Source organism: Cytobacillus sp. (assembly GCF_032154635.1).
In the GTDB taxonomy this organism is placed as follows: Bacteria; Bacillota; Bacilli; order Bacillales; family Cytobacillaceae; genus Cytobacillus.
The window spans coordinates 302,328-326,620 of record NZ_JALDXW010000001.1 but is presented as its reverse complement, the minus strand read 5'-3'; the positions used below and the strand labels follow the sequence as shown (position 1 = coordinate 326,620).

General features: G+C 38.5%; 27 protein-coding genes. 1 reads left to right on the top strand and 26 read right to left on the bottom strand.

Annotated features, from left to right (window positions below; genetic code table 11):
* Positions 1-11: 11 nt before the first annotated feature.
* The 9 genes from panC to RUH74_RS01725 all read right to left on the bottom strand — a co-directional run bounded on the left by panC (position 12) and on the right by RUH74_RS01725 (position 7,554).
* Complete coding sequence (panC, locus tag RUH74_RS01765; RefSeq protein ID WP_313798518.1) at positions 12-866, bottom strand: pantoate--beta-alanine ligase; 855 nt, start codon at positions 864-866, stop codon at positions 12-14.
* Entirely contained in the window at positions 863-1,699 is an 837-nt protein-coding gene (panB, locus tag RUH74_RS01760; RefSeq protein WP_313798517.1) for a 3-methyl-2-oxobutanoate hydroxymethyltransferase, read from the bottom strand. Before panB ends, panC begins: the two co-directional genes overlap by 4 nt.
* Positions 1,700-1,972: 273 nt before the next feature.
* A complete protein-coding gene (locus RUH74_RS01755) occupies positions 1,973-2,956 on the bottom strand; it encodes a biotin--[acetyl-CoA-carboxylase] ligase (protein WP_313798516.1) in 984 nt (327 codons plus the stop codon).
* A complete protein-coding gene (locus RUH74_RS01750) occupies positions 2,941-4,140 on the bottom strand; it encodes a CCA tRNA nucleotidyltransferase (RefSeq protein WP_313798515.1) in 1,200 nt (399 codons plus the stop codon). The genes RUH74_RS01755 and RUH74_RS01750 overlap by 16 nt, the downstream gene beginning before the upstream one ends.
* A complete protein-coding gene (gene bshA / locus RUH74_RS01745) occupies positions 4,137-5,285 on the bottom strand; it encodes an N-acetyl-alpha-D-glucosaminyl L-malate synthase BshA (RefSeq protein ID WP_313798514.1) in 1,149 nt (382 codons plus the stop codon). The genes RUH74_RS01750 and bshA overlap by 4 nt, the downstream gene beginning before the upstream one ends.
* A complete protein-coding gene (bshB1, locus tag RUH74_RS01740; RefSeq protein WP_313798513.1) occupies positions 5,282-5,998 on the bottom strand; it encodes a bacillithiol biosynthesis deacetylase BshB1 in 717 nt (238 codons plus the stop codon). Before bshB1 ends, bshA begins: the two co-directional genes overlap by 4 nt.
* Entirely contained in the window at positions 5,979-6,410 is a 432-nt protein-coding gene (gene mgsA, locus RUH74_RS01735; RefSeq protein WP_313798512.1) for a methylglyoxal synthase, read from the bottom strand. Before mgsA ends, bshB1 begins: the two co-directional genes overlap by 20 nt.
* Positions 6,411-6,424: 14 nt before the next feature.
* Complete coding sequence (gene dapB, locus RUH74_RS01730; RefSeq protein ID WP_313798511.1) at positions 6,425-7,225, bottom strand: 4-hydroxy-tetrahydrodipicolinate reductase; 801 nt, start codon at positions 7,223-7,225, stop codon at positions 6,425-6,427.
* 14 nt (positions 7,226-7,239) lie between these two features.
* The gene (locus tag RUH74_RS01725) at positions 7,240-7,554 is read right to left on the bottom strand and encodes a nucleotide pyrophosphohydrolase (protein ID WP_313798561.1); all 315 of its coding nucleotides are present in this window, start codon (positions 7,552-7,554) and stop codon (positions 7,240-7,242) included.
* 200 nt (positions 7,555-7,754) lie between these two features.
* On the opposite strand from RUH74_RS01725, the gene RUH74_RS01720 reads away from it, so the two are divergent.
* A complete protein-coding gene (locus tag RUH74_RS01720) occupies positions 7,755-8,627 on the top strand; it encodes a YitT family protein (RefSeq protein WP_313798510.1) in 873 nt (290 codons plus the stop codon).
* Positions 8,628-8,663: 36 nt separating this feature from the next.
* Here the strand turns inward: RUH74_RS01720 and RUH74_RS01715 are convergent, their stop codons facing one another.
* From RUH74_RS01715 to RUH74_RS01635, 17 genes are all read right to left on the bottom strand, one after another.
* The gene (locus tag RUH74_RS01715; protein ID WP_313798509.1) at positions 8,664-9,344 is read right to left on the bottom strand and encodes a zinc metallopeptidase; all 681 of its coding nucleotides are present in this window, start codon (positions 9,342-9,344) and stop codon (positions 8,664-8,666) included.
* Positions 9,345-9,412: 68 nt separating this feature from the next.
* Positions 9,413-10,201 carry a sporulation protein YpjB gene (ypjB, locus tag RUH74_RS01710; protein ID WP_313798508.1) on the bottom strand — a complete coding sequence of 263 codons (789 nt, stop codon included), beginning with the start codon at positions 10,199-10,201 and terminating at the stop codon, positions 9,413-9,415.
* Positions 10,202-10,305: 104 nt separating this feature from the next.
* A complete protein-coding gene (gene lhaT / locus RUH74_RS01705; protein ID WP_313798507.1) occupies positions 10,306-10,902 on the bottom strand; it encodes a lipoprotein heptaprenylglyceryl N-acetyltransferase LhaT in 597 nt (198 codons plus the stop codon).
* Between the two features lie 109 nt (positions 10,903-11,011).
* Positions 11,012-11,779 carry a menaquinol-cytochrome c reductase cytochrome b/c subunit gene (locus RUH74_RS01700; protein ID WP_313798506.1) on the bottom strand — a complete coding sequence of 256 codons (768 nt, stop codon included), beginning with the start codon at positions 11,777-11,779 and terminating at the stop codon, positions 11,012-11,014.
* Between the two features lie 46 nt (positions 11,780-11,825).
* On the bottom strand, positions 11,826-12,500 hold the full coding sequence (qcrB, locus tag RUH74_RS01695; protein WP_313798505.1) for a menaquinol-cytochrome c reductase cytochrome b subunit: 675 nt from the start codon (positions 12,498-12,500) through the stop codon (positions 11,826-11,828).
* 3 nt (positions 12,501-12,503) lie between these two features.
* Positions 12,504-13,010, bottom strand: coding sequence for a QcrA and Rieske domain-containing protein (locus RUH74_RS01690; RefSeq protein WP_313798504.1), 507 nt, complete (start codon positions 13,008-13,010; stop codon positions 12,504-12,506).
* 149 nt (positions 13,011-13,159) lie between these two features.
* Positions 13,160-13,624, bottom strand: coding sequence for a YpiF family protein (locus RUH74_RS01685; protein WP_313798503.1), 465 nt, complete (start codon positions 13,622-13,624; stop codon positions 13,160-13,162).
* 181 nt (positions 13,625-13,805) lie between these two features.
* Complete coding sequence (locus RUH74_RS01680; RefSeq protein ID WP_313798502.1) at positions 13,806-14,345, bottom strand: ReoY family proteolytic degradation factor; 540 nt, start codon at positions 14,343-14,345, stop codon at positions 13,806-13,808.
* 179 nt (positions 14,346-14,524) lie between these two features.
* Positions 14,525-15,781 carry a tetratricopeptide repeat protein gene (locus RUH74_RS01675; RefSeq protein ID WP_313798500.1) on the bottom strand — a complete coding sequence of 419 codons (1,257 nt, stop codon included), beginning with the start codon at positions 15,779-15,781 and terminating at the stop codon, positions 14,525-14,527.
* Positions 15,782-15,822: 41 nt separating this feature from the next.
* Positions 15,823-16,722 (bottom strand): hypothetical protein, encoded by a 900-nt coding sequence (locus RUH74_RS01670; protein ID WP_313798499.1) that lies wholly within the window; start codon positions 16,720-16,722, stop codon positions 15,823-15,825.
* Positions 16,723-16,926: 204 nt separating this feature from the next.
* Positions 16,927-18,225 (bottom strand): 3-phosphoshikimate 1-carboxyvinyltransferase, encoded by a 1,299-nt coding sequence (gene aroA, locus RUH74_RS01665; RefSeq protein WP_313798498.1) that lies wholly within the window; start codon positions 18,223-18,225, stop codon positions 16,927-16,929.
* Positions 18,226-18,278: 53 nt separating this feature from the next.
* Positions 18,279-19,385: a prephenate dehydrogenase gene (locus tag RUH74_RS01660; RefSeq protein WP_313798497.1), complete on the bottom strand. Its 1,107-nt coding sequence runs from the start codon at positions 19,383-19,385 to the stop codon at positions 18,279-18,281.
* Between the two features lie 66 nt (positions 19,386-19,451).
* Complete coding sequence (hisC, locus tag RUH74_RS01655; RefSeq protein WP_313798496.1) at positions 19,452-20,570, bottom strand: histidinol-phosphate transaminase; 1,119 nt, start codon at positions 20,568-20,570, stop codon at positions 19,452-19,454.
* A 45-nt stretch (positions 20,571-20,615) separates the two neighbouring features.
* The gene (aroH, locus tag RUH74_RS01650) at positions 20,616-20,993 is read right to left on the bottom strand and encodes a chorismate mutase (protein WP_313798495.1); all 378 of its coding nucleotides are present in this window, start codon (positions 20,991-20,993) and stop codon (positions 20,616-20,618) included.
* A 2-nt stretch (positions 20,994-20,995) separates the two neighbouring features.
* Positions 20,996-22,078 carry a 3-dehydroquinate synthase gene (gene aroB, locus RUH74_RS01645; protein WP_313798494.1) on the bottom strand — a complete coding sequence of 361 codons (1,083 nt, stop codon included), beginning with the start codon at positions 22,076-22,078 and terminating at the stop codon, positions 20,996-20,998.
* A 1-nt stretch (position 22,079) separates the two neighbouring features.
* Complete coding sequence (aroC, locus tag RUH74_RS01640) at positions 22,080-23,252, bottom strand: chorismate synthase (RefSeq protein WP_313798493.1); 1,173 nt, start codon at positions 23,250-23,252, stop codon at positions 22,080-22,082.
* Positions 23,253-23,449: 197 nt separating this feature from the next.
* Entirely contained in the window at positions 23,450-24,223 is a 774-nt protein-coding gene (locus RUH74_RS01635; RefSeq protein ID WP_313798492.1) for a CheR family methyltransferase, read from the bottom strand.
* Positions 24,224-24,293: the final 70 nt, after the last annotated feature.

Genomic DNA, 24,293 nt, shown 5'->3' with positions numbered 1-24,293 from the left:
CATGTATCCCCCTATTTTTCATAAATTTCTAAAATGATATTATCAATTAAACGTGCTTTCGAAAACTTCACTGCCAGCGCGATAATAAATTTCCCATGTAATTCTGTTAATTCTTTTAGCATAGGATAGGAATAAATTTCGATATAATCAATCTTTCCATCCGTTTTTTCAGTTATCATCTCAGTTATGAAAGAAACGACTTTTTGCGGATTTCTTTCTCCATTAAGGATCATCTCTTTGGCTCTTAAAAGACTTTGATACAGGTTAGGAGCCTGTTCTCTTTCCTCCGGAAGTAAATTCACATTCCTTGAGCTTTTTGCCAGTCCATCCTCTTCTCTGACTGTTTCGACAGCAATGATTTCAACCGGAAAGTGTAAATCATTTACTAACCCTTCAACAACAGCAACCTGCTGCGCATCTTTCGTTCCAAAATAAGCCTTTTCTGGTTGTACAATCTGAAAGAGCTTCGTTAGCACGGTTGCGACACCATCAAAATGACCAGGTCGAGATTTCCCGCATAAAACATCTGTTCTTTCATTTACTTTTACTGTTACAGAGGAAGAGTGTGGATACATTTCCTTCACCGACGGATAAAAGATGTAATCAACCTGTTGGTTTAGGGCTAATTCTTTATCTCTTTCAAAATCCCTTGGATAAGAGCTGAGATCTTCAGTCGGCCCAAATTGAAGCGGATTGACAAAAATGCTTATGACAACAATATCATTTTCTTCACGCGCTTTTTCCATCAAAGATAGGTGGCCTTCATGTAAAAAGCCCATTGTTGGGACATACCCGATCGATTGTCCTCCTTTTTTTGCAAGCAACATGGTGTGCTGCATTTCCTTAATTGTTGTTATAACTCTCATGCTTTCCCTCCGTACAAACTAAGCAATTCTTCTTCCTTCATCGTAAAGCTGTGCTGATCATTCGGGAATATGCCTTGTTTTACTTCATCGACATAGGACTCAATCCCATGCTTAACATCCTCATTCAATTGCAAGTAAGGCTTTACAAACTTCGCCACCCGATCCACTCCATACATAAGCACATCATGAAAGACAAGAACTTGTCCATCCGTATGCACACCGGCTCCAATTCCAATGGTCGGGATCTTAATGGATGTGGAAACTTCTTTTGCCAATTGTTTTGGTACACATTCTAGTACAAGAGCAAAAGCTCCAGCCTCTTCACATTTTTTGGCGTCCTCAATTAACTTTTTTGCAGCTTCAGCATTTTTCCCTTGAACTTTATATCCCCCTAAAACACCGACTGATTGCGGAGTTAGACCTAAATGACCTACAACAGGAATACCCGCTTTCGTTAATGCGTGAACGCTGTCAATCACCTCATCTGCCCCTTCAATCTTTACCGCATGAGCACCTGTTTCTTGAATAAGCCTCGCTCCATTTAGAAGTGTTTCTCTCTTTGATAGGTGATAACTCATAAAAGGAAGATCGACAACAATAAATGTATCCTTTGCCCCACGCTTTACCGCCTTCGCATGATGGACCATATCATCCATTGTTACCGGAACCGTTGAGTCATATCCTAAGACAACCATTCCTAATGAATCCCCGACTAAGATCATGTCAACCCCAGATTTTTCAGCTAGTTTTGCTGCTGGGTAGTCATAAGCAGTTAACATGACAATCTTTTCTCCATTTTCTTTCATTTTCATGAAATCGGTCGTTTGCTTCATTTCTTTTCCTCCTTTTTTAAGGAAGAGGGTGATATAAAGCAAGAGCTATTTTTTGAATAATAAAAATCCTTCTGTAAACACAGAAGGATTGTGAATTAGCTCATGATTTGCATTTCATCCCTCTGTCCCGGTCCACTATGGATCTAGGCAGAAATCTTTAATTTATTTGACAACAAATTGGTGCAGTTCAACAAGAGGATACTGCCCGAGAAAAACACATTTGTTTTTCAAATAAAGTATATCAAATCAATGAATAAGCTGACTACAAAAATATTATTTTTCCAATTCAATATCGGCTGAGTATACATGATGTACATCCCCTTGAGAATCTTCGATCAGAAGAACACCCTCATCCGTTATTCCTAATGCTTGTCCTGTTATACTTCCCGTTATCGTTCTTGCTGTAATATTTTTCCCAATGCTGATCGCATAACTTTCCCAAAGAAGTTTTATTGGATAGAAACCTTTTTCTAAGTATAGAGAATACAGCTTTTCTAATTTTACTAAGAGAACTTTAATTAGTTCTGCCCGTTCCATCTTTTTCCCATATTCTATCGCTAGCGAAGTTGCTATCCGTTTCAATTCTTCAGGATAGTCTTCCTGCTGCTGATTTACATTAATTCCAATTCCAATAATTATCGCATGAATACGATCTGCATCTGCCTGCAATTCTGTTAAAATACCCGTCACTTTTTTTCCATTTAGCAAAATATCATTCGGCCATTTGATCTCTGGCGTCATACCGGTCATTTCTTCAATCGCCTGTACAACAGCAACAGCAGTAATTAACGTTAGCTGAGGCGCTTTTGCAGGTGGAAGATTCGGGCGTAAAATGACACTCATCCAAATTCCTGTATATTTAGGAGAATGCCACTTTCGGTCCATACGCCCCCTCCCAGAAAGCTGTTCTTCTGCAATAATAATTGTTCCTTCAGGTGCCCCTTCAAAAACATGGCGCTGGGCTACTTTTTGCGTGGAATCTACGACATCCTCTGAATAAATATATCTGCCCATGAACTCTGTTTTTAAACCAAGCCTTATTTCATCTGCAGTTACCCTCTCAGGAGTCTTAATAATCTTATAGCCTTTTCTTCTTACAGCCTCAAGCTCAAAGCCTTCTTTTCGCAGTTCTTCAATGTGCTTCCAGACCGCTGTCCTGGAGCATCCTATAAGGTCAGCTAGTGCCTGCCCAGATAAAAACTCATCCTGACTATTGGAAAACGCATCAAGCAGCTTCTTTCTTATTTCTGATTGCACTTGATTAGCCACTCCCTTATTGATCGTTTGTGATTACTTACCTTTTGATGAATCACAGCTTTTTCAATCATTTCTAATATTTCCTTTATCCAAGGACCTTGCTTCTTTTGAAACCATTCCTGTATATCATTCCCTGTAACCTCAAGCTCGCTCCGCTGCTTAATAGGCAATGCGTTATATTGTTCCGATAATTGATTAATTCGGCTGTCCACCTTTTGGTTATGTAATAAATTGTAAACTCTTTCTGTTGAAAAAATCGTATCCTCGCCCGCTTCGTAAAGAGATTCAACCGTCCAATCCATTTTCAATCTTATCGTAAGCCAATTCACTATTCGAACAATTTTTTTGATTTTCTTTACAGGCAGCTTCCAAATTTTCAAAAAGGAATGGATGTCTGTCCCATATATTCTAATCTGATAAATCAGCAATACCCACATCTCTTCAATTGTCAGACTTGTACTATCGTATTTTATCATCTGGATTAACCCTTCTGAATTAGGTGCCATTCCAGGCAAATATGTATATAATCCTGTTTCATGAAGTACTTTTAATGCATTGCGGCGGTTTTTTCCAACTAATAGCTTCTCAAACTCAACCAGCTTTCTTTCCGTTGAAATATGTTTGAGCAAATGAGCATATTGAATAAGCGCGTCTTTTGTTGAGGATTCAATAGTAAAATGAAGCTGACTATAGAAGCGTACAGCACGCATCATTCTTAACGCATCTTCGCTGAAACGCTCTTCAGCTTTCCCGACCGTTTGAATCACTCTATTTTCTATTGCCTTTTTGCCATGAAAAGGATCAATGAATCGCCCTGACTTATCCATCGCGATGGCGTTCATCGTAAAATCTCTTCTCTTTAAGTCCTCTTCCAGCGATCGAATGAATTGTACCTCGGATGGTCTGCGGCAATCTTCATATTCTGCTTCTGTACGAAAGGTTGTTACCTCATATGTCTTCCCGCTAAATAGAACAACAATTGTTCCATGCTCTGCACCGACATCAATCGTTTTTGGAAAAATGGCTTGAATCTCTTGGGGAGTTGCTGATGTTGCGATATCAACGTCCGCTATCTCCCTTCCGAGTAATAAATCTCTAACAGAGCCTCCAACGAAATAAGCTTCATAGCCCGCCTCTTCAATTTTAGTGAGTAAGGAAACGGCAGATAAAAATGGCTCCTTCATATATCCTCCCTATTCATTAATAGATCATAATAAATGTCTTCATATTGTGAGACAATAATATCTGAACGAAAATTATTATAGGCAGAATTAACCGCCTCAGTAGAGAATTTTTGATGAAGTTTTTCATCAGTGAGCAGTGAAGCACCTTTAAGGGCGATTTCTTCTAAATCCCCTAAATTACATAAATAGCCGTTCTTTCCATCCATAATTACTTCAGGTATTCCACCAATCTTCGTCCCTATACACGGGACACCACACGCCATAGCTTCTAACGCCACTAATCCAAAGCTTTCTTTTTCAGATAATAAAAGCATGAGATCACTAATTGAATATAATTCTTCAAGATTATCCTGCTTACCCAAGAAAATAACTTGATCAGCAATACCTAATTGACTGACAAGCTTACAAACGGCAGTCATCTCTGGTCCATCACCCACTAGAAGAAGTTTGGCAGGAAGCTGCTCTGCTATTCTGAAAAATACCTTTACCACATCCTGGACCCTTTTTACAGCACGGAAATTCGACACATGGATGACGACCTTCTCCCCTTCATGAATCCCGAATTCTTCTTTTAAATACGAAGAATTCGTCCGTCGATACACACGTTCATCAATAAAATTATAAACAACTCTAATTGCTTTATTCGGTTTGACAACATCATAAGTTTGAGCAACTAATGCTTTTGATACTGCTGTTACTACATCTGACTTTTCAATCCCAAAACGGATGACATCTGTTAAAGTGGAGTCATAGCCTAGAACAGTAATATCTGTTCCATGAAGAGTAGTAACAATTTTGATATCCCTATCAACCATCTGTTTCGCCAAGATTGCACAAACCGCATGCGGAATAGCATAGTGTACATGAAGAAGGTCCAAGTCCTCACGATTGATGACTTCCGCCATTTTACTTGCTAAGGCGATATCATATGGCGGGTACTGAAAAACGGAATATTGATTTACCTCCACCTGATGATAATAAATATTCGGATTCATTTTATTTAAACGAAAAGGGACGCTTGAAGTAATGAAATGAATTTCATGTCCTCTTTCCGCAAGCATTTTCCCTAACTCTGTTGCAATTGCGCCTGAACCGCCAACAGTCGGGTAACAGGTAATGCCAATTTTTAATTTTTTTTCTTTCATTGTTCTTCTCCAAATAAATCATCATTTATAATTAGCGGTTTCTTTCGTTTGAAACCTTCCGCATATGTAATACCTACTTGATTGCCAAATAGTCCCTCTCTTGCTTGAATCATGTCAACATATCCATTTACTAACGGAGTATTGAAGGATTCTGATGTTTTAGTAAATTGGCTTTTATACGCTTGTAGGCTAGCGATCTTCTTATCCATATAAGAAGATATGTCTATAACAAAATCAGGTTCATGGAAACCATTAATCATATAAAAAAATAGATTTTTCACTTTATGAGCGGGCAGCCCCTCCTCACTATCATAATTCTTTATACCCGCAGAGAATACCGCCTCCTCTACCAAGCGGGCACACCCGCCATGATCTGGATGACGATCCTTATAATATGGGGCAAAGACGAGTGCCGGCTGGTATTTACGAATCATACGAACAGCTTTTCTTATGTATTCCTGATTTAAAAAAAGTCCCCTATCAGGTAAATCAAGTGTTTCTCTAATATCAACACCTAGAATTTCGGCAGCTTCTTTTGCTTCCATTTGCCGGATTTCAACTGTCCCATTCGAGGACAGCTCTGCTTTTGTTAAATCACATATCCCAATTTTCTTTCCATTTTCTGCATATTTTGCAATTGCCCCCCCCATGCCTATTTCAACATCATCTGCATGCGCTCCAAATGCAAGTATATCAAGCTTGATCTGATCCATTTATTTCACCGCTTCTTCCATTCACAATTGTTCTCCAAGCCAAATCTCCACGTTCCAGGCCTTTAATTAGTATCTCTGCTGTTCCAAGATTCGTCGCAAGCGGGACAGAATATACATCACATAACCGGATAAGCGCACTAATATCAGGCTCGTGCGGCTGGGCTGTTAAAGGATCTCGGAAGAAAATAACAATATCCATTTTATTATTTGCTACAAGTGCACCTATTTCCTGGTCGCCTCCATACGGGCCAGATTGAAAGCGATGAACGTTCAGTCCAGCTTCATTTATTATTCTTGTACCAGTCGTTCCTGTAGCATAAAGACGATGCTTAGACAATATTTCTTTATACGCAATCGCAAAACCGACGAGATGGTCTTTTTTCTTATCATGAGCAATTAAAGCTATATTCATCGTTTTGCCCTCCATCATTCAATAATGTTTTCAAGCCCGTATATGAGCGTGTCAATTTTCATTACTGTATCTACAGCCAGCTTTACACCAGACATGAATGAAGCACGATTATACGAGTCATGACGAACCGTCAGAGTCTGTCCGGTATCCCCAAATATCACTTGTTGATGGGCAATCAGCCCTGGTAATCGAACTGAATGTATACGCAAGCCTTCATAATCGGCTCCTCTTGCACCAGCCATTGTTTCCTTTTCGTTTGGATGGCCTTGCCGCTTCATCTCTCTTACTTCCGCTATCATTTCAGCTGTTTTTGTAGCTGTTCCTGAGGGAGCATCTAGCTTTTTATCATGATGCAACTCAATAATTTCCACATCATTAAAATACTTGCTTGCCAATTGAGAAAATTTCATCATAAGGACTGCGCCAATTGCAAAATTAGGAGCAATAATGCATCCTAGACCCTTTTCCTTACAAATGGCGTCAAGTTCGTTTAGATTCTCTTTGGTGAATCCGGTAGTTCCAACTACAGGTCTTACTCCGTATGATAGAGCTATTTTTGTATGCCTCATTCCAAATTCTGGTGTGGTTAAGTCTATTAGTACAGTAGCTTCCACTTTTTGAAAGCATTCTTCCATATTCGAATAAACTGGAATATCTAATCCTGAAAAGCCTTCAAAATCACTCAAGCGCCCACCATCATTTTTATGATCAACCACCGCAGCTAAATGATAATCGTCTGATTGCTGAACAAACTTGACTGCCTCTCTCCCCATCCTTCCCCGGGGGCCAGCAATAACAATCTTAATATCTCTCATCCGTATTTTCTCCCCTACTCTTTGATTCTTGTCCATCGATCCTTATCGCGGGTGTTAAATTTGTCCATAACACGGTCATGCGCTTTTTCCAAATCGATATGTAAAGAATTGGCAAGGCAAATGAGCACAAATAACATATCTCCCATTTCCTCTTCAATTGCCTTTTCTTTTTCTGATGATTTCTTTGGTTTTTCACCGTATTGATGATTGACCTCCCTGGCCAGTTCCCCAAGCTCCTCCGTCATTCTAGCGAGCATCGCCAGCGGGCTAAAATACCCTTCTTTAAATTGGCTTATGTATTCATCCACTTCTGATTGAAGATCTCTCATTGTTTTTTCTGACAATTCATCCACTCTCCATCTAATTACATTTGAAAAACGATTAAATTCTCTTCTTTTATGTTAGCTAATCAACGGTTCTTTTACAAACATTTTTGACCTCGCCTAATTCCTTTACTAAACATACTTGACTTTCTTATTCCAGAACATGCACAATTATCTAAGTGAAATTTTGGCAGTGGAGGGTTTATATGAAAATTGGACTAAAAGTTAAAAATATTCTTTTTATCCTTCTTGGATCAATCATTTTTTCGTTTGGGATAGTTCACTTTAATATGCAAAATAATTTGGCAGAGGGCGGATTTACTGGAATAACATTACTCTTATACTTTCTTTTCAAGTGGGATCCTTCCTATACAAATTTAATCCTGAACATTCCGCTTTTCTTTATTGGATGGAAATTGTTAGGAAGGAATGCTTTTCTTTATACCATAATCGGTACAGTCAGTGTCTCAGTCTTCTTATGGATTTTCCAGCGATATCAAATTATTATGCCTCTAAGCGAGGATTTAACTTTAGCCGCTTTATTTGCTGGTGTTTTCATTGGAGTTGGACTTGGAATTATTTTCCGCTTTGGTGGTACAACTGGCGGGGTTGATATTATCGCCCGATTAGTGAATAAATATGCTGGAGTAAGCATGGGAAAAACAATGTTTATGTTCGATGCTGTTGTTATCACCCTCTCTTTAATTTTCTATTTATCCTATCAAGAAGCGATGTATACGCTCGTTGCCGTTTTTGTCGGCGCTCGTGTGATTGATTTCATGCAAGAAGGGGCCTATTCTGCTAGAGGTGCGATGATCATATCTGATCATAATGAAGATATTGCCGCTAAAATTATGAATGAAATGGAAAGAGGAGTAACCGTTCTAAAGGGGCATGGCTCTTTTACAAAAAAGGAGAGGGAAGTTTTATACTGTGTCGTGGGGAAAAATGAAATTGTCCGGCTTAAAAATGTGATCACGTCTGTCGATCCTCATGCATTCGTCTCTGTTAGCGTTGTTCATGACGTCCTTGGAGAAGGGTTCACATTAGATGAAAACAAAAAGCCACTCGAACATTAATATCTGAAATAGAAAAAACCAGCCAGCTGGCTGGTTTTAATCATTTCTTTGCATACCAGTATAAATAAGAATTAAACGGAGCAGTTCCATGACTGCAACTGCTGCCGCCGCTACATAAGTAAGGGCTGCTGCATTTAGAACCTTTTTCGTTTCTCTTTCTTCATCATTTCGGATAACGCCAAGTGAAACCACCTGATCCATTGCACGATTAGACGCATTAAATTCAACCGGTAAGGTAATAACTTGAAAAACAACCGCTGCAGCCATGAAGATAATCCCTAATAAAACAAAACCTTGGAAGCCTGCAAGAAACCCAATCATAATTAATATCCAAGAAAAGTTCGATCCAATATTTGCAACAGGAACAAGCGCATGGCGAAACCTTAAAAAGGCATAATCCTGCTGATCCTGTATAGCATGACCAACCTCGTGAGCTGCTATTGCAGCCGCTGCAACAGAATGCCCGTGATAATTTGCTGAAGAAAGACGGACTGTTTTTGAACGTGGATCATAATGATCCGATAAATGTCCTCTTATCTCCTCAATTCCAACATGGAATAAACCATTTGCATCTAAAATCCTTCTAGCCACTTCTGCCCCCCTCATATGGGATGAGGACGGGACTTTTGAGTATTTTGCATACGAGCCCTTTACTTTAAATTGCGCCCAAATAGGCACTAAAATAATAATCGCGAAGTAAATTAGGTATCCACCCATAACTAACCTCCCATTTCCGCATAACTAGTTGTTAATTTATATTGTACACTTGCCGAAATATGAAGTCATTATTTTTGCTCTCTTGAACGGTTTTTTTCCCTTTGCTGGTCTCCCTTATACTTTCTCCAGCCGACATAAGATAATGTAAGAATAATAATACTGCTTGTAGAAATAATTACCCACCATAGCGATGGATCCGCTTCATCGTCAGACATTTCGTCAAACAAAAGCTGTAAATCAGCCTCGAGCGCCTCAAGTTCCTGCTGTGTCCCTTCATCAGCCAACACTTGAGGACGGTAACGATCGATCAAATCAATACGAGTATCTAATCTTTGAATGCGATCCCCGGTTACGTTAATTTTCATACTAGGATAAATGACATCGTATAAAGACAAAAAAGTATTAAATTTCGATTGAAAATTTTCTTTATCTCCGTTGTTAACTGCCTCCTTCATTTCTCCAAAAACAGTCATAATCGGGGCTTCCATTTCTGTCCATAACGGCTGACTTTGAGAGGTAATAGCATCCATGACGAGTCTAAACTTTGTTACACGATTGATTTTTTCATTATGATCAATAGTTGCGTTAGCTGTCGCTTGTACCGCCTCATCATAAGAAACCGTAACAATGCGCATCTCATCAGAAGTCAATACGGTAACTTGTCCAGATGTTGCACGAAATTGATCAGAAAAATAATCTAAAAGCTTTTTTGCATCATCATATCTATGAAGCTTAACCATTTGCAACGCTTCATCTGATAATTGATCCAATCTATCAATAGATGAAGTTTCTTCGGCATACCCCATTATAGGCAATAGAAGAAAAATCATGATTGCTATTATTATTCTGGATTTCATACTTGTCCCCCCTCAAATTACTATTAAATATGTATGAGAGATTGGACAAGGTTAGACCAGAAATCCATTTTCGTTGTTAATTTCTATCATAGATTTAGTATTGACTATTTTTTGATTTTTAGTTGGAAATGGTCTTTTCTTATCGTTAAAAAATAGGTGATCCCTAAAGAAAAAATACTTAGCCAGAATGTAAAATACCCAATTTGTGGAGTATATAAATCCAGGATGGTATAGCGTGGAAGCATAAAAAATACATAGTCAATTACATCGTTATGCAAAGTCCAAATACCTGTAATGACAAGATGCCAAGTTTTTATCCGGTAAAAGGGGGCATATAGCACTCCCTGAATGGCCATCGCCCCATGAGAGAGTATCAGCATTAGCGCAACCCAGTCTAGCTCCCCAGTCACTTGAAATACTAATAAATTCATTACAACTGCCCATATGCCATACTTAATTAATGTTACGATTGCTAGCGCTTCAAATAATGGCCAGTTTCTTCCTAAAAGAAAAGCAATTAATACAAATACGAAGAATAAGCTTGCGGTTGGGCTATCAGGCACAAAAGGCAAGAATATCACAGGCGTATCAACGAGTTGCCATTTGTACCATATATACCCGTAAATGGTCCCTGCAATATTGATAATTAATAGAAGGAACAAAACAGCCTTATTTCCTAAAATAGGATAAATCCACTTCATGATTTTCCTCATCTCTATATATTGTTTTATAATTCTTTATTTTACCATATGGCCTGTTCAATATATAGAGAATACAAAAAAGCTGACGAATTATCGTCAGCCTTTTTATTTATTCACTTACGATGCTCGAGATAAATTCAGCCAATTTATCAAACTCTTCATCCGTACCTTTGAAAAGTCCTCCAGGCATCGCACCTTTACCGTTTGTAACAATTTCTTTAATTTCTTCAGGAGTTTTACCAGTGTCAATCAGAGCAGGCGCTCCTCCTCCTCCTTGAAGATCTCCACCATGACAAGTTAAGCAAGTATTCGCTTCCATAATCTTGTAGCCTTCTGCTTCCGTATCAATTTCAACTTCCGCAACAATTTTCCCCTGGTTAGCTGCTGCCTCCCAGTCATGTGTTGCTACGGACTGCCAAGTTAAGAATGTAATTGCAGCAACTGCTAATAACATAAAGCCTGTAGCCAATGGACGCTTTGATGGACGGCGTTCGGGTCCACGGTCGATAAATGGCGCAAGAAGCAATGCTCCGAAAGCAAGACCTGGAATTATAAAGGCACCTACAGCATTATAAGGACCTGATGCGTAAGTATATTTTAATAATTGGTATAAGAATAAGAAATACCAGTCTGGCAATGGAATATATGCTGTATCACTTGGATCCGCGATTTTTTCAAGTGGCGGCTCATGTGCAATTGTTAAACATAAAAATCCGATTAGGAAAACGGCACCTATCATCCATTCTTTTAATAAGAAGTTAGGCCAGAATGCTTCTGTTTTGCCAGGGTATTCCGAATAATCTTTCGGAATGTTCGGTTTTCGTTCAGCAGAAACACGAGAGTCTCCTACGAATTTCATACCTTTACCACGATGCATTGGGCGATTCCCCCTCCTTTATCAAAAAATCCTCTTTTTGTTCATCTTACAATGGTCCTGAAATACCTTGCTTACGAATCATTACAAAGTGTGCAGCCATTAATGCGAACAATGCTGCTGGCAAGAAGAATACGTGAATCGCAAAGAAACGAGTAATCGTTTGCGCACCTACAATATCCGGTGATCCAGCAATGAGGGTTTTTAGATATACCCCTATTAATGGAGTAGATTCAATAATTTGCATTGTAACCTTTGTTGCAAATAAAGCTTTCATATCCCAAGGCAGTAAATAGCCTGTTAAACCTAGAGCCAGCATGACGAAGAAAATTAACACGCCGACAATCCAGTTTAATTCACGCGGTTTCTTATAAGCACCTTGGAAGAATACGCGTAACGTATGTAAGAACATCATTACGATGACTAAACTAGCACCCCAGTGATGCATTCCTCGGACAATTTGTCCAAATGCCACATGGTTTTGCAAGTAATACACAGATTCCCATGCATTTTTAATATCTGGTACATAATACATTGTTAAAAACATTCCAGATAAAATTTGAATAACGGTAACAAAAAATGTTAAACCACCGAAGCAATAAACGAAAGCAGAAAAGTGATGGGCAGGGTTTACATGCTCAGGCACTTCATGATCTGCAATATCGCGCCATAAAGGCGTAATATCTAAACGTTCGTCTACCCAATCATAAATTTTGTTTAACAAGGATTACGCCCCCTTTCTTGGCTCTGCTTTACCTAAGTGCAGGTAACCATCTTTTTCAATGTAAGGATATACATCAAGCGGTGCAATAGGTGGTGTACCTGGAACGTTTGTACCATCTTTCGTATAAAGTCCCCCATGACATGGGCAGTAGAAATGTTCAGGTTTTGATGCATCCCCTTCCCAGTTAACTACACACCCTAAATGCTTACAAACAGGTGAAAGTGCGACAATTTCTCCTTTGTCGTCCTTATATACCCACGCAGTTCCAGTTTCTTCAGAATTGTACCATGCATCCTGCTGTTCAAATGTAAAGTCAACACGTTTTGGTACTTCTGTAATATCAGCAACTTTCTGCGGAGTCGGAATGTAATTACCGCCAGCTTTTGCCTGCAATACTGGATCAATTGCAAAACGAACCATTGGCATCAACATTCCAGCAGCCATGAAACCGCCTACACCAGTTAGTGTGTAGCTTAGGAATTGACGTCTTGAAACACGATTTTTGCTCATACCTTTCCCCCCTCTATTATGAAGTTAAGTCCAACGGACAATACTCAACACAATATAAAACTAGGACATAACAATGATATATCAATCTGAATTGAAGGTCAATATATCCTTTGACGAAAACATGTCAACTGTGTGACTAAAATTGCCACTTATTCGGCTGATTGCCATTTTTGCATAAACAAATTGAGCAGCTGCTTTACTTGATCATCTAGAATCGTATTTTTATACTGCTCATCCATGTGCTCGAGCGGAAGAGATGGAAGCCAAATCAGCCCGCCCGCAAATTGATTTTCAATAGCTTTCCAGCCGCTATCAGATGTTAAATAGAATACATGTTTAAACCCTTTTTCTAACAATTCAGTCTCCCAAAGCATTAAATCGCTAATAAGCTTGGCCTCTGGGAATGATTTTAAATAAGAGTAGCCTGGAAGCATAACTAGTCTTCCTCTGAACTGTCTTTCTAACTGAATGCTTAATAAAGAAATAAACTCCGACATCGCAGCCGATTGCTTAATATCTTCTCCTAATGAAACAGGAAACAAAGGGAGAACAGCTGTGTCTACATATTCCTTTGATTTTATGTACATATCAATATCTTGAGAAATCCACTTCATTATATTTCACTCCATATCTTATATTTGTCCAAAAGAGCAGAATGGCATTCAATAAATCAATAGCTGCTATCAGCTTTCCTTCATTCATCATATCACTATAATCCAGTTACTTAAAGGAAGTTTAGCACACTTGCAAAGCAAAAAAATAAAAGCTTGCCAGTTTAGCAAGCTAATGAAAGTCTTACTTGAGTCTGTTTAATTTTTCAGTTAGCAGTAAAAAGGTCTGTTTGTCATGATTATCAAGTGCTTCATCGATTTTTTTCAATAGATGATCCCTTTGAAACCTTTCTAAACAGTTATCTAAGAATCTTTCCGCAATGATCCGATCCTTTTCATTAATTCGAAGCTTCTTGGGCATGAAAGGATTTTCTTCGAGAACAGCAGCATATTGATGGGTTTTGTTTGATGCATGAAAGTTTAATTGAATAAAAATTTCTTCTTCACGGTTCAGTCTAATATCATGGAATGATTTCTCCGCATCCGTAGTCATGACGTTTTCCTTATAAAAACGAAAAGGGACTTCATCCACACAATGAGTAGACATCACTAAACCTTTTGGGCAATATTGCGCTTGCTCAACAAAATGTACCTTCTCCATCAGTTGATCATGGCTCATTAAATAGTTTAATATCCATACGCATTCTCGCCTTTTTAATTGATAATGATTGAGAAACCAGCGAATAAAATCTTTTTTCTCGTTGACAGATACAGGGGCTGACATGATAAGATTCCCTCCTCTGCAATATGAAATGCTTAAAGCGGCTTTGAACCAATCTTAATGAATGATTGTTCCTGCGATGATTCCTGTGTGCATTGTCGACACCGGTACGTCCTGTACGTCTGGGGAGTAAGGCACTTGCGCTAGACAGGTCTCTAACTCCTTATTGGACTCCTCGTTGATTATTCCGAGAGTCTTTGTACTATATCTTGGTATTCTAAGTTGTTTGGTTCTAATTTTATCAATGTATTAAAAACTTCGGCAGCCTCGGCTCTTTTTCCTTCTTCAATTAGAAAATATCCATAGTCTGAAAGAAAATCTGGCTGCTCCTTAAAAAAAGTATATGCAAGATCGTATTTATTTAATGCCTGTGAATATTCTTCAAGCTGCTGATGGGCGATTGCAGCATCCCATAGAAGACGTGGCTCTTCTTCCTCAAGATCGTTCATCATTTCAGTAATCTCTAAAATATCCTCATACCGTTCCTGTTTAAGGAACAGCTTTGTCAACGTGACAGCAGCTTCTGTAAATTCTGGATCTAATGCTAAGGACTCTCTAAACAAATTTTCCGCTTCTTCTTCCTTGCCAAGCTTTAATGCAAGCTTCCCACCATTAAAATAAAGCTCTTTATTAAATTCATCCTGTTTGATTCCCATATTTATCGCCTGATAGCTATTTTCGAGTTCTTCTTCCCGTTCATAGGCTTTTGCCAGATTTATATATAAGGAATGATACTCAGGATCAAGCTCTTTTAATTCATTAAACTTTTCAATCGCTGTCCGATTAAAGCCTGCTTGCAATGCTGTGAACCCATAGCTAAACAAAGTATTAATTTCAATTTTTTCATCCAATGCTTTTTCATAATAAGGCATCGCTTCCTCAAATGCACCACCAACACTCAAGACCTCAGCCATCCGCTGGTTTACATTCACACCTGCAATTACGTTTTCCTTCTGCAAGACCATTTCGTAAGCTCTTGTTGCTTCAAGAAATTTACCTTGCTCAGCATAAAGCTCTCCGAGAGCAAAATCGATTATGATTTCATTTGGCAAGATAGACTTTGCCTTCTGCAGCTTTTGTTCACTGACCTCATAGAGGCCTTCCATTTGATAAAGATCCGCTAATAAGAGTAAAGATTGCGGAAAGCTTGGATCATCCTCCTGTACTCGTTCAAGGACGAGGATTGCTTCATCTTCCTGACCAAGGTCGATATTTGCCTCCGCTAGAAGGACGAGCAGCTCCCCTTCTTCTGGATATGCTTCCAGTAATCTCTCAAACAATGCCTTTGCTTCCTCCACAAAACCGTATTGAAACAGCTCTTCTGCAAGTACAAATCTTTCCTCATGAGATCCTTGTAGCAAAATTTGTTTCTGCCGCTTCATCGCTTCCTCATGCTGGCCTTTTTCTATTAGCTCAATAATTTCATCTACTTTTTCCATAACTTATTTCCTTTCAAGACGGCTGTCTACCCTGTCGTATATTAAATAGTAAAATAGGATGGTGTGTTTATTTTAACATGTTCACCGAATCCTGGACGAAAATCAATGTTCTCCTGTGCCCGGATAACTTCGCCCTTATGGATAGTATGAACAAGCATATGTCTATGATAATGAAAGAGCTCAACTTCTTCAATATTTCTGATTTCCCTGCTCTTCAAGTATAAGTTATATGATAGCTCAAGACCTTGATGAATACTTGATTTCTTCGGATAAATTCCTATTTTTTTCAAAACAGGATATGGGATTGGTTCATTTTCTACTATTTCATCATCAATAAATGGAATTTTTTCATTTTGCATGATACGCTTCCATTTGATTTTTACTTCGTTTCTCTCTTTCTCATTGTCATTTACAAAAATCGGGATCAGCGGACTGTTGTATGGAAACATTGCCTCCCTCAGCCATCCCCAAGGAAGAGCATCTAGCTCGTCCTTGTGATAAACTTCTACAAAGATAGCGGGCACTTTTTCCCGCTTGCATTTTCTTAATAAAGCTGGGGTTAGTAATCGAGATGAAATCTTTACTCCAATAATATAGTCGATTGGACTGCTTAACAACCGTGTATGAACACGCTTAATTTCTTTCGACAACGCTTGCTCATGATTAACCATAGCTAATGTTATAAAAGTTGTACAACCCTTTAGTATGAATTCGTTAATAAAGTATTTTTTCAACTCTTGGAAAGGCACATTTAACGGGAACTCTTTATGCAAAAGAGTCGATGTGGGGGTCATAATAAAAGAAGCTGCATTCATTCGAATAAACCGGTAACGTTTATAATCTGGCTTAATCGATAAAATCTTCCCATTTTCAATCAACAATGAAGCATTTGTCATTCTTCGTTCCTTTAATATGGTTGCATTTTCTATAATATATGTCATAAAACCCCCCTCTTATTCGGTCTTATGACAAGCTATGCATTTTATAAAATAAATATGACAAATAGTATCTGAACAATACTCCCAACTAAACATGCAAATGCAAATCAACACAACAACTCTTTTGCTGGTTATTTTGCTTGTTTAAAAAACAAGTTTCGTTCGTTTATCTATAATTTTCACACAAAAAGAGCTGCATAGCAGCTCCTAATAGACATATGACGAAATAAGGCTTTGTAAATGTTCAAAAAATGAAGGATAAGATACATAAATCGCCTCTTCATTCTCAAGATATACTTCTTTTTCACATAGAGCTGCTGCCACAGATAACATCATACCGATCCGATGATCCCCATGACTTGATACAGTCCCACCCGTCAATTTTGATTTCCCATAAATAATCATTCCGTCTTCGGTTGCCTCAATATTCGCACCAAGCTTTGTTAGTTCTGCGACAACCGTATCAATTCGGTTCGTTTCCTTCACCTTTAATTCGTGAGCATCTTTAATAACTGTTATCCCTTCTGCCTGGGTAGCCAATAAAGCAATGATTGGAATTTCATCAATCAATCTAGGAATCATATCACCTGCAATTGTCGTTCCTTTTAATGCAGATGCTTGAATGATTATGTCTCCCCTTGGCTCAAATTCACTATCTATATGTTCTGTAATCGTTATCTGAGCTCCCATTTCCTTCATAATATCAATAATGCCCGTTCTTGTCGGATTCAGACCTACATTTGTCAATTTAATAACACTGTCAGGTACAATCGCACCTGCAACTAAAAAGAAAGCAGCTGATGAAATATCTCCTGGAACATGAATGGATGCACCAGTTAGCTTCTGTCCGCCCTCTATATTGATTGTTGTTCCGTTTTTCTCTACTTCTCCGCCAAATTGTTTGATCATTCGTTCCGTATGATCCCTTGTTTTTACTGGTTCAATTACAGTTGTCATTCCGCTAGCTTGTAAACCAGCAAAAAGAAGCGAGGATTTAACCTGGGCACTTGCTACAGGAAGCTCGTATTCTATTCCTTTCAGATTCCCGCCCATAATGGATAAGGGCGTGTATTCACCATTCTTTCTTCCATTAATGGCTGCACCAAATAATTGCAATGGCTTTGTTACCCTTGTCATTGGTCTTTTTCCAATTGATTGATCACCAATTAGAACAGAGTGAAATGGACGTCCGGCTAATATTCCTAATAAAAGGCGTATTGTCGTGCCAGAGTTTCCGACATCGAGCATCTCTGAAGGCTCGCAAAGCCCTTCAAAGCCATTGCCATGGATAATCACCTTTTCTTCCTGCTGATCTATCCTAACCCCCATTTTTTTAAAACAATCGATTGTACTTAAACAATCCTCACCTAACAAAAAATTTGTTACAATTGTTTCTCCTTGCGCTATTGCACCAAACATGATCGATCGATGGGAAATCGATTTATCTCCAGGTATAGCAAGTTCCCCATTCAAGCTTTTCACATTGGTTTGCAGTTTTATTGGCATCTTCATCATCCTTTCCCAATTTATATTAAATCTATAACACTCATACTTAGGATTTATAGACCAACCGAAGTCTCATAGCTTGTATGTAAATGAATACATGCTTCTGCACGTTCCCGATCCTCTTCCGTTTGAAAGCTAATTACTAGTACACCGTAAATTTCTTCTCTTGTTTCAAGAATTCGTATATTAGTAATACTTATTTCCTCCTTGGCCAGAATTCCTGTTATTTCGGAAATAATACCGGGATAATCAGGAACATCTACAAAAAGATCGTAAAAAGCTGGGATCGCTCCCTTTTGTTTTTGCGGTAATTCATCTCTAAACTGTTTTGCCTTTAAAAAATAATCATAGATCTCTACACTATTTTCAGTTTCCAGCATATTTGTAACTTTTTGCATTTCTTCCTGCCAGTTTACTAATAAACTTAGAATAACCTCTTTATTATGTAATAAAATATCTCTCCACATTTCAGGACTGCTAGATGCTATCCTCGTTACATCGCGGAAACCACCGGCTGCTAAACTTGGTACAAGCTTTCTTGTTTCACTTGTTTTCTCTGCTTGATGTACAAGTGAAGCCGCAATTACGTGAGGAAAATGACTGATTACCCCTGTTAAATAATCATGTTCTTCCGGAGACAATGTTATAAATCTCGCCTTAGTCCCTGAAAGCCAGCTTTGCAGCTGCTGTACCTGTTCTGATCGAATATGATCCTCAGGCGTTAATAAATAAAAAGCATTTTCAAACAGGATCGACTTTGCAGCAGTGATCCCACTTTTATGAGATCCTGCCATTGGGTGTCCACCAATAAAAGCAATTCCTTTATCTGCCAGCATTTTTGACTGCTTAACGATTTCCTTTTTCGTACTGCCAGCATCTGAGATTATTACTTGTTCCTTTAGCTCCATATTCCCTAGAGTCTGTAAAATTCTTTCCGTTTCCTGGACAGGAGTTGCGATTAAAATAAGATCGGCTTCTTTCGCACCGTCTTCGATTGAAGCTGCTATTTCATCTATAATAGAAAGCATTTTTGCAAGCTTCGCCTGTTCTGAATGTACATCAAAGCCTATAATACTAACATCCTTATGATGCTTCTTTATACATAGCGCGAGAGAACCTCCGATTAATCCTAATCCTATTATAAATACACGACCATTCAAATTCTTCATCACCCTTTAAATAAATTCAGAGGCTAAAAAAACAGCCTCTGAATATGTTTATCGATTTTATTGAGCTTTGGCATCCTCTATACATGATGCTTTATATGTTAAATATTCTCCCATTACTTTCATCACACCTTCATTTTGCTCCTTTGATCCTACAGTTACACGAACCGATGTCGGAAAACCTAGAGCCTTACCTGAACGAACAATAAAACCTCTCTCAAGTAAATATTGAAACACTTCATTTCCATCCGTTTTGAAATCAATTAATAGAAAATTGCCTTGTGAGGGGTAAAATTCAAGCCCATTCTCGGTACAAAAGTGATAGAATAACTCCAGCCCGTCTCGATTATTCCGCTTGCATTTCTTAACATATGTCTGGTCTTTGATCGCAGCAATTGCTGCAGCTTGTGCTGCACGATTAACGTTAAACGGTTCCCTAACAGGTTCAAGTGCGCGTATAGTTTCCGGACGACTTATTCCATAGCCGATACGCAAACTTGCAAGTCCATAAATTTTTGAAAATGTACGTAAAATAATCAAGTTAGGAAATAGCTGCAATAAAGGAATAGATTCACAATAATCTGCGGCATCCACATATTCATAGTAAGCTTCATCAAGAACAACAAGAACATCTTTCGGTACCTTTTCTAAAAATGGAAGCAAACGGTGCTCGGGTATATAATGGCCTGTGGGGTTATTCGGGTTGCAAATCCAAATAACAGTTGTATGCTCATCTACAGCCTTAAGCATGTCATCAAGATCATGCTCCCCATTTTTCAAAGGAACTTCTCTAATTTCTGCTCCCTCAACAATAGCATTATGCTTATATTGTGGAAATGTCCGTTCTGCCATGATTGTATTTGTTCCTTTTCCTAATAATGACCTAGAGATCATTTGGATAATTTCATCCGAGCCATTTCCAAATATTAATTGATCCTCATCTACCTTTAAATATTCTGCTACAGCTGTTCTTAATTCTGTCGCGTATCCATCTGGGTACAACGGGAACGTTAAAGGTTCCTGATTTAAAGCTTCAACCACTTTCACTGAACACCCAAATGGATTTTCATTGGATGCGAGCTTGACAATCTTATTTAGGCCATATTGTTTTTTTACTTCATCGATTGATTTCCCTGGCTGATAGGGAGTTAACTGAAGCAGCTGCTCTTTCCATTTCATGATCATTCACCTTTTCTTATCATTTTCTGTATTAAAATCTATGAGTTATAAGGACTTATTTTCAACTTTCAAATCTGGCCTTAAACTTATTGCATTTCCCAAATAAATATGGCCTATTTCTTCTTGCGGGATCATTGTATTCACATGCATCATAATCCGAATACATTTTGTCAATGCAGATGGGACAGGGATTTCTCTCATACACATAACAGGTACATATGTCCAGCCATCAATTGACCGAATGGCTTTTGCAGGGAAAGCAGCTGTAATATCTTCTGTCACAGAAATGAAAACAGATGCAACCATACTCGCTTCAATCTTGTTTTGTTCGATCATTTGTCTTAGTAAAATTTCTGTTGCTTCGATAATTTCACTTTCACTATTCTCAGTTACAGTAGTGGCTCCCCTAATTCCTCGAATCACTATTATTCCCCCTTATGAAATATTTTCAGCTCATGCAATAACTCTTTATCCGAAATTTCATATGAAATGGGGTTGCCAATCTCCGTTAACAATACAAAATTCACTTTTTCGCTTATCGACTTTTTATCTTGCTTCATGCGTGTAACTAATTTATCATGTATTAGTTCTTTTGGTAGGTCTGTTGAATAGCCTAGCTGTTGCAGCCATTTTTTAAATCTATCATGATTAAATGATAATCCAACTTTTTTCCGGCTTAGCTCCAATGCAAATAACATCCCAATTACTACTGCTTCGCCATGCGTCCATTTGCCATAACCTGCCTCGGCTTCGATTGCATGACCAAGGGTATGACCAAAATTGAGGAAGGTACGAATGCCAGCCTCTCTTTCATCTACAGAGACAAAATTATTCTTTATTTCAATTCCTCTAGCAAGCATGTAGCTTAAATCAGTTACTGTCAGCTTTTCCATTGATGAAATGTGTTCAGTTAACCAAGTATAAAAGGAAGAATCATTAATTAGTCCATGCTTAATTACTTCAGCAAACCCGGATCTTCTTTCATGCAATGGAAGAGACCAAAGAAAATCCAAGTCATAAAAAACAGCTTCTGGCTGATAAAATGACCCAATCATATTTTTCCCAGATGGATGATTAATAGCTACTTTTCCCCCAACTGCACTATCATGGGCAAGAATGGTTGTAGGTACTTGTATAAACGGTATCCCCCTCATAAAAGTGGCTGCAACGAAGCCTCCAAGATCACCTACTGCACCTCCGCCAACCGCTATGATCAGCGATTTCCTGTCAAGCTTATTTTCAAGTGCAAAAGTTAAGCATTGATAATATATTTCAAAGGTTTTCGCTTTTTCTCCACTTGGAACGATACATGACGGTGTTTGAAAATCTGCCAAAACCTGTTGGATGTCAGTTAAATACAAATCTGCAACTGTTTGATCTGTAATAATCATGAGTTTTGATATGGTAGGGAAAGCTTGATTAATAAATGTACTTAATCCCTCTATCACACCCGGCCCAATAAAAACAGGATACGTTTTTGAGGCAGTTTGTATGGAAATTTGCTTCATATTAAAACTCCTTTGCAAAAGCTCTTTGCTTATCAACTGTCTCCTTCAAGGTTTCAAGTCGATCGGAGTAAAATTGATCAACAATCGCAACTGCCAGCTCCCATGCGATCACATTTTCCGCAACGACCGCAGCCGCTGGAACAGCACAGCTATCTGAACGTTCAATACTAGCTGAAAATGGTTCTTTTGTATCAATATCCACACTTTGAAGTGGTTTATATAGTGTAGGAATTGGCTTCATGACCCCTCTGACAACAATTGGCATGCCGGTAGTCATTCCGCCTTCAAGCCCGCCTAAACGATTCGTTTTCCGATAATAGCCTTGTTCCTCACTCCATGCTATTTCATCATGTACCTCACTGCCTGGCTTACTTGCTGCTTCAAAACCGATGCCAATTTCAACCCCCTTAAATGCATTGATGCTCATCATTCCACTCGCCAGTTTTGCATCAAGCTTTCTGTCGTAATGAACATAGCTTCCTACCCCAGGAGGCATGCCTTCAACAATCACTTCAACAATTCCACCAATGGAATCCCCTTGCTGTTTTGCCTCGTCAATGGCATCCATCATCTTTTTTTCAGCGACTGGATCAAGGCATCTTACTGGTGAGCTCTCAGTGATCTCTTTTAATCTTTCAAGAGATTCATATTCTTTGGTTTCTGATTTCACTCCACCTATCCCAATTACATGTGAAGCAACCTCGATTCCTAGCTCTTTTAATAGTTTTTTTGCTACAGCACCTGCAGCTACCCTCACCGTTGTTTCTCTTGCGGAAGAACGTTCAAGAACATTTCGCATATCCCGATGTCCATATTTTAGTGCACCATTTAAGTCGGCATGGCCAGGACGAGGGCGTGTAATCTTTCTTTTGATTTCGTCCTCCTCATCAGGTGCAATCGGTTCCTGCCCCATAATTTTCGTCCAATGCTTCCAGTCGTTATTTTCTACGACTAATCCAACTGGTGATCCTAGCGTATAGCCATGTCTGATGCCACCTACAATTTCGACAGTATCCTTTTCAATTTGCATTCTTCTGCCTCTGCCATGGCCTTTTTGACGTCTTGCTAATTCAAAATTAATATCTGCTTCCAGCAGCGGCAAACCTGCTGGCAGCCCTTCAATAATGGTCGTCAGCTGCGGACCATGGGATTCACCCGAAGTTAAGTATCTCAAAACTCTTTCCCCCTTCAACTCATTAAAGGATTATGTACCAATATAACATAGGATAAATAATAAAAATAGTAATAAAAAGAAAATTCCTATAATTTCTTTCTATATTTAATGCATTTTAACATGAAACGATCTGTTACTCAAAAAAGAGAAGTAAAAACATTGAAAAAAAAGAGGCTGGATTTCTCCAGGTCCTCAGGCTACTTCCTCCGATAAAAAAACGTGTCTTCCGTTTCCAATTCATATTTCCCTGGATTAAAGATTTGCTCTGTGCTTCCCACAAAAAAGATGCCATCTTTGTTTAAAGCTCCGCTAAATTTAAAATAGAGCTCATCTTTTGCCTCTTCTGTAAAATATATAAGCACGTTTCGGCATACAATTAAATCAAAAGGACCGCCAAAGCTATCTGCTAAGAGATTTTGCTTACGAAAAGTAACAGTTTTCTTAACCTCATCAGCTACTTTAAAGAACGTTCCATCTTTCGAGAAATATCTTTTCTTCATCTCCTCAGGTACTTCATTTAAAGATCTTTCCGGATACACTCCCAGCTTTGCTCGAGCAATTACGTTTTCATCTAAATCTGTTGCTAATATTTGGACTTGAGATAACGGCATAAAATTCGACATCACCATCGCAATCGTATATGGCTCTTCCCCTGTCGAACATGCCGCACTCCAAATTTTCAAGCGCTTATTTTTCGTAAGCAGTTTGGGAATGATTTTTTTTTCAAGTACTTCCCATCTTTTAGCATTCCGATAAAACTCTGACACGTTAATTGTCATTCGATCAAGAAATTCATTTAATAGTTCCCTATCCTTATTCATAGAATCAAAAAAATCATTAAATGACCTAAACCCCTTTTTTTCATATAATGATAGGAGTCTTCTTTTCATTTGTGCTTCTTTATACAAGGATAAATCAATCCCTGTTTTCTTTTTAATATTTACAATGAAATTCTGATAATCCTGCGACATTGCCTTACTCCTCTATTCATTGCTAATTTTTCGTAATTACATTACTAGTATAGCTGAATTTTTGCAAATT

What these genes read in the sequence shown, in the direction of transcription:
- RUH74_RS01715 (WP_313798509.1), bottom strand. Translation starts at nt 9,344, where the DNA reads ATGGGTGGATACCTAATTTACTTCGCGATTATTATTTTAGTGCCTATT.
- RUH74_RS01720 (WP_313798510.1), top strand. Translation starts at nt 7,755, where the DNA reads ATGAAAATTGGACTAAAAGTTAAAAATATTCTTTTTATCCTTCTTGGA.
- RUH74_RS01670 (WP_313798499.1), bottom strand. Translation starts at nt 16,722, where the DNA reads ATGACATATATTATAGAAAATGCAACCATATTAAAGGAACGAAGAATG.
- aroA (WP_313798498.1), bottom strand. Translation starts at nt 18,225, where the DNA reads ATGCCAATAAAACTGCAAACCAATGTGAAAAGCTTGAATGGGGAACTT.
- RUH74_RS01680 (WP_313798502.1), bottom strand. Translation starts at nt 14,345, where the DNA reads ATGTCAGCCCCTGTATCTGTCAACGAGAAAAAAGATTTTATTCGCTGG.
- panB (WP_313798517.1), bottom strand. Translation starts at nt 1,699, where the DNA reads ATGAAGCAAACGACCGATTTCATGAAAATGAAAGAAAATGGAGAAAAG.
- RUH74_RS01750 (WP_313798515.1), bottom strand. Translation starts at nt 4,140, where the DNA reads ATGAAGGAGCCATTTTTATCTGCCGTTTCCTTACTCACTAAAATTGAA.
- mgsA (WP_313798512.1), bottom strand. Translation starts at nt 6,410, where the DNA reads ATGAATATAGCTTTAATTGCTCATGATAAGAAAAAAGACCATCTCGTC.
- RUH74_RS01700 (WP_313798506.1), bottom strand. Translation starts at nt 11,779, where the DNA reads ATGCATCGTGGTAAAGGTATGAAATTCGTAGGAGACTCTCGTGTTTCT.
- dapB (WP_313798511.1), bottom strand. Translation starts at nt 7,225, where the DNA reads ATGAGAGATATTAAGATTGTTATTGCTGGCCCCCGGGGAAGGATGGGG.
- hisC (WP_313798496.1), bottom strand. Translation starts at nt 20,570, where the DNA reads ATGAAATGGAAAGAGCAGCTGCTTCAGTTAACTCCCTATCAGCCAGGG.
- RUH74_RS01635 (WP_313798492.1), bottom strand. Translation starts at nt 24,223, where the DNA reads ATGTCGCAGGATTATCAGAATTTCATTGTAAATATTAAAAAGAAAACA.
- panC (WP_313798518.1), bottom strand. Translation starts at nt 866, where the DNA reads ATGAGAGTTATAACAACAATTAAGGAAATGCAGCACACCATGTTGCTT.
- RUH74_RS01690 (WP_313798504.1), bottom strand. Translation starts at nt 13,010, where the DNA reads ATGAGCAAAAATCGTGTTTCAAGACGTCAATTCCTAAGCTACACACTA.
- aroB (WP_313798494.1), bottom strand. Translation starts at nt 22,078, where the DNA reads ATGAAGCAAATTTCCATACAAACTGCCTCAAAAACGTATCCTGTTTTT.
- RUH74_RS01685 (WP_313798503.1), bottom strand. Translation starts at nt 13,624, where the DNA reads ATGAAGTGGATTTCTCAAGATATTGATATGTACATAAAATCAAAGGAA.
- RUH74_RS01725 (WP_313798561.1), bottom strand. Translation starts at nt 7,554, where the DNA reads ATGAGAGATCTTCAATCAGAAGTGGATGAATACATAAGCCAATTTAAA.
- bshA (WP_313798514.1), bottom strand. Translation starts at nt 5,285, where the DNA reads ATGAAAGAAAAAAAATTAAAAATTGGCATTACCTGTTACCCGACTGTT.
- RUH74_RS01675 (WP_313798500.1), bottom strand. Translation starts at nt 15,781, where the DNA reads ATGGAAAAAGTAGATGAAATTATTGAGCTAATAGAAAAAGGCCAGCAT.
- ypjB (WP_313798508.1), bottom strand. Translation starts at nt 10,201, where the DNA reads ATGAAATCCAGAATAATAATAGCAATCATGATTTTTCTTCTATTGCCT.
- bshB1 (WP_313798513.1), bottom strand. Translation starts at nt 5,998, where the DNA reads ATGGATCAGATCAAGCTTGATATACTTGCATTTGGAGCGCATGCAGAT.
- lhaT (WP_313798507.1), bottom strand. Translation starts at nt 10,902, where the DNA reads ATGAAGTGGATTTATCCTATTTTAGGAAATAAGGCTGTTTTGTTCCTT.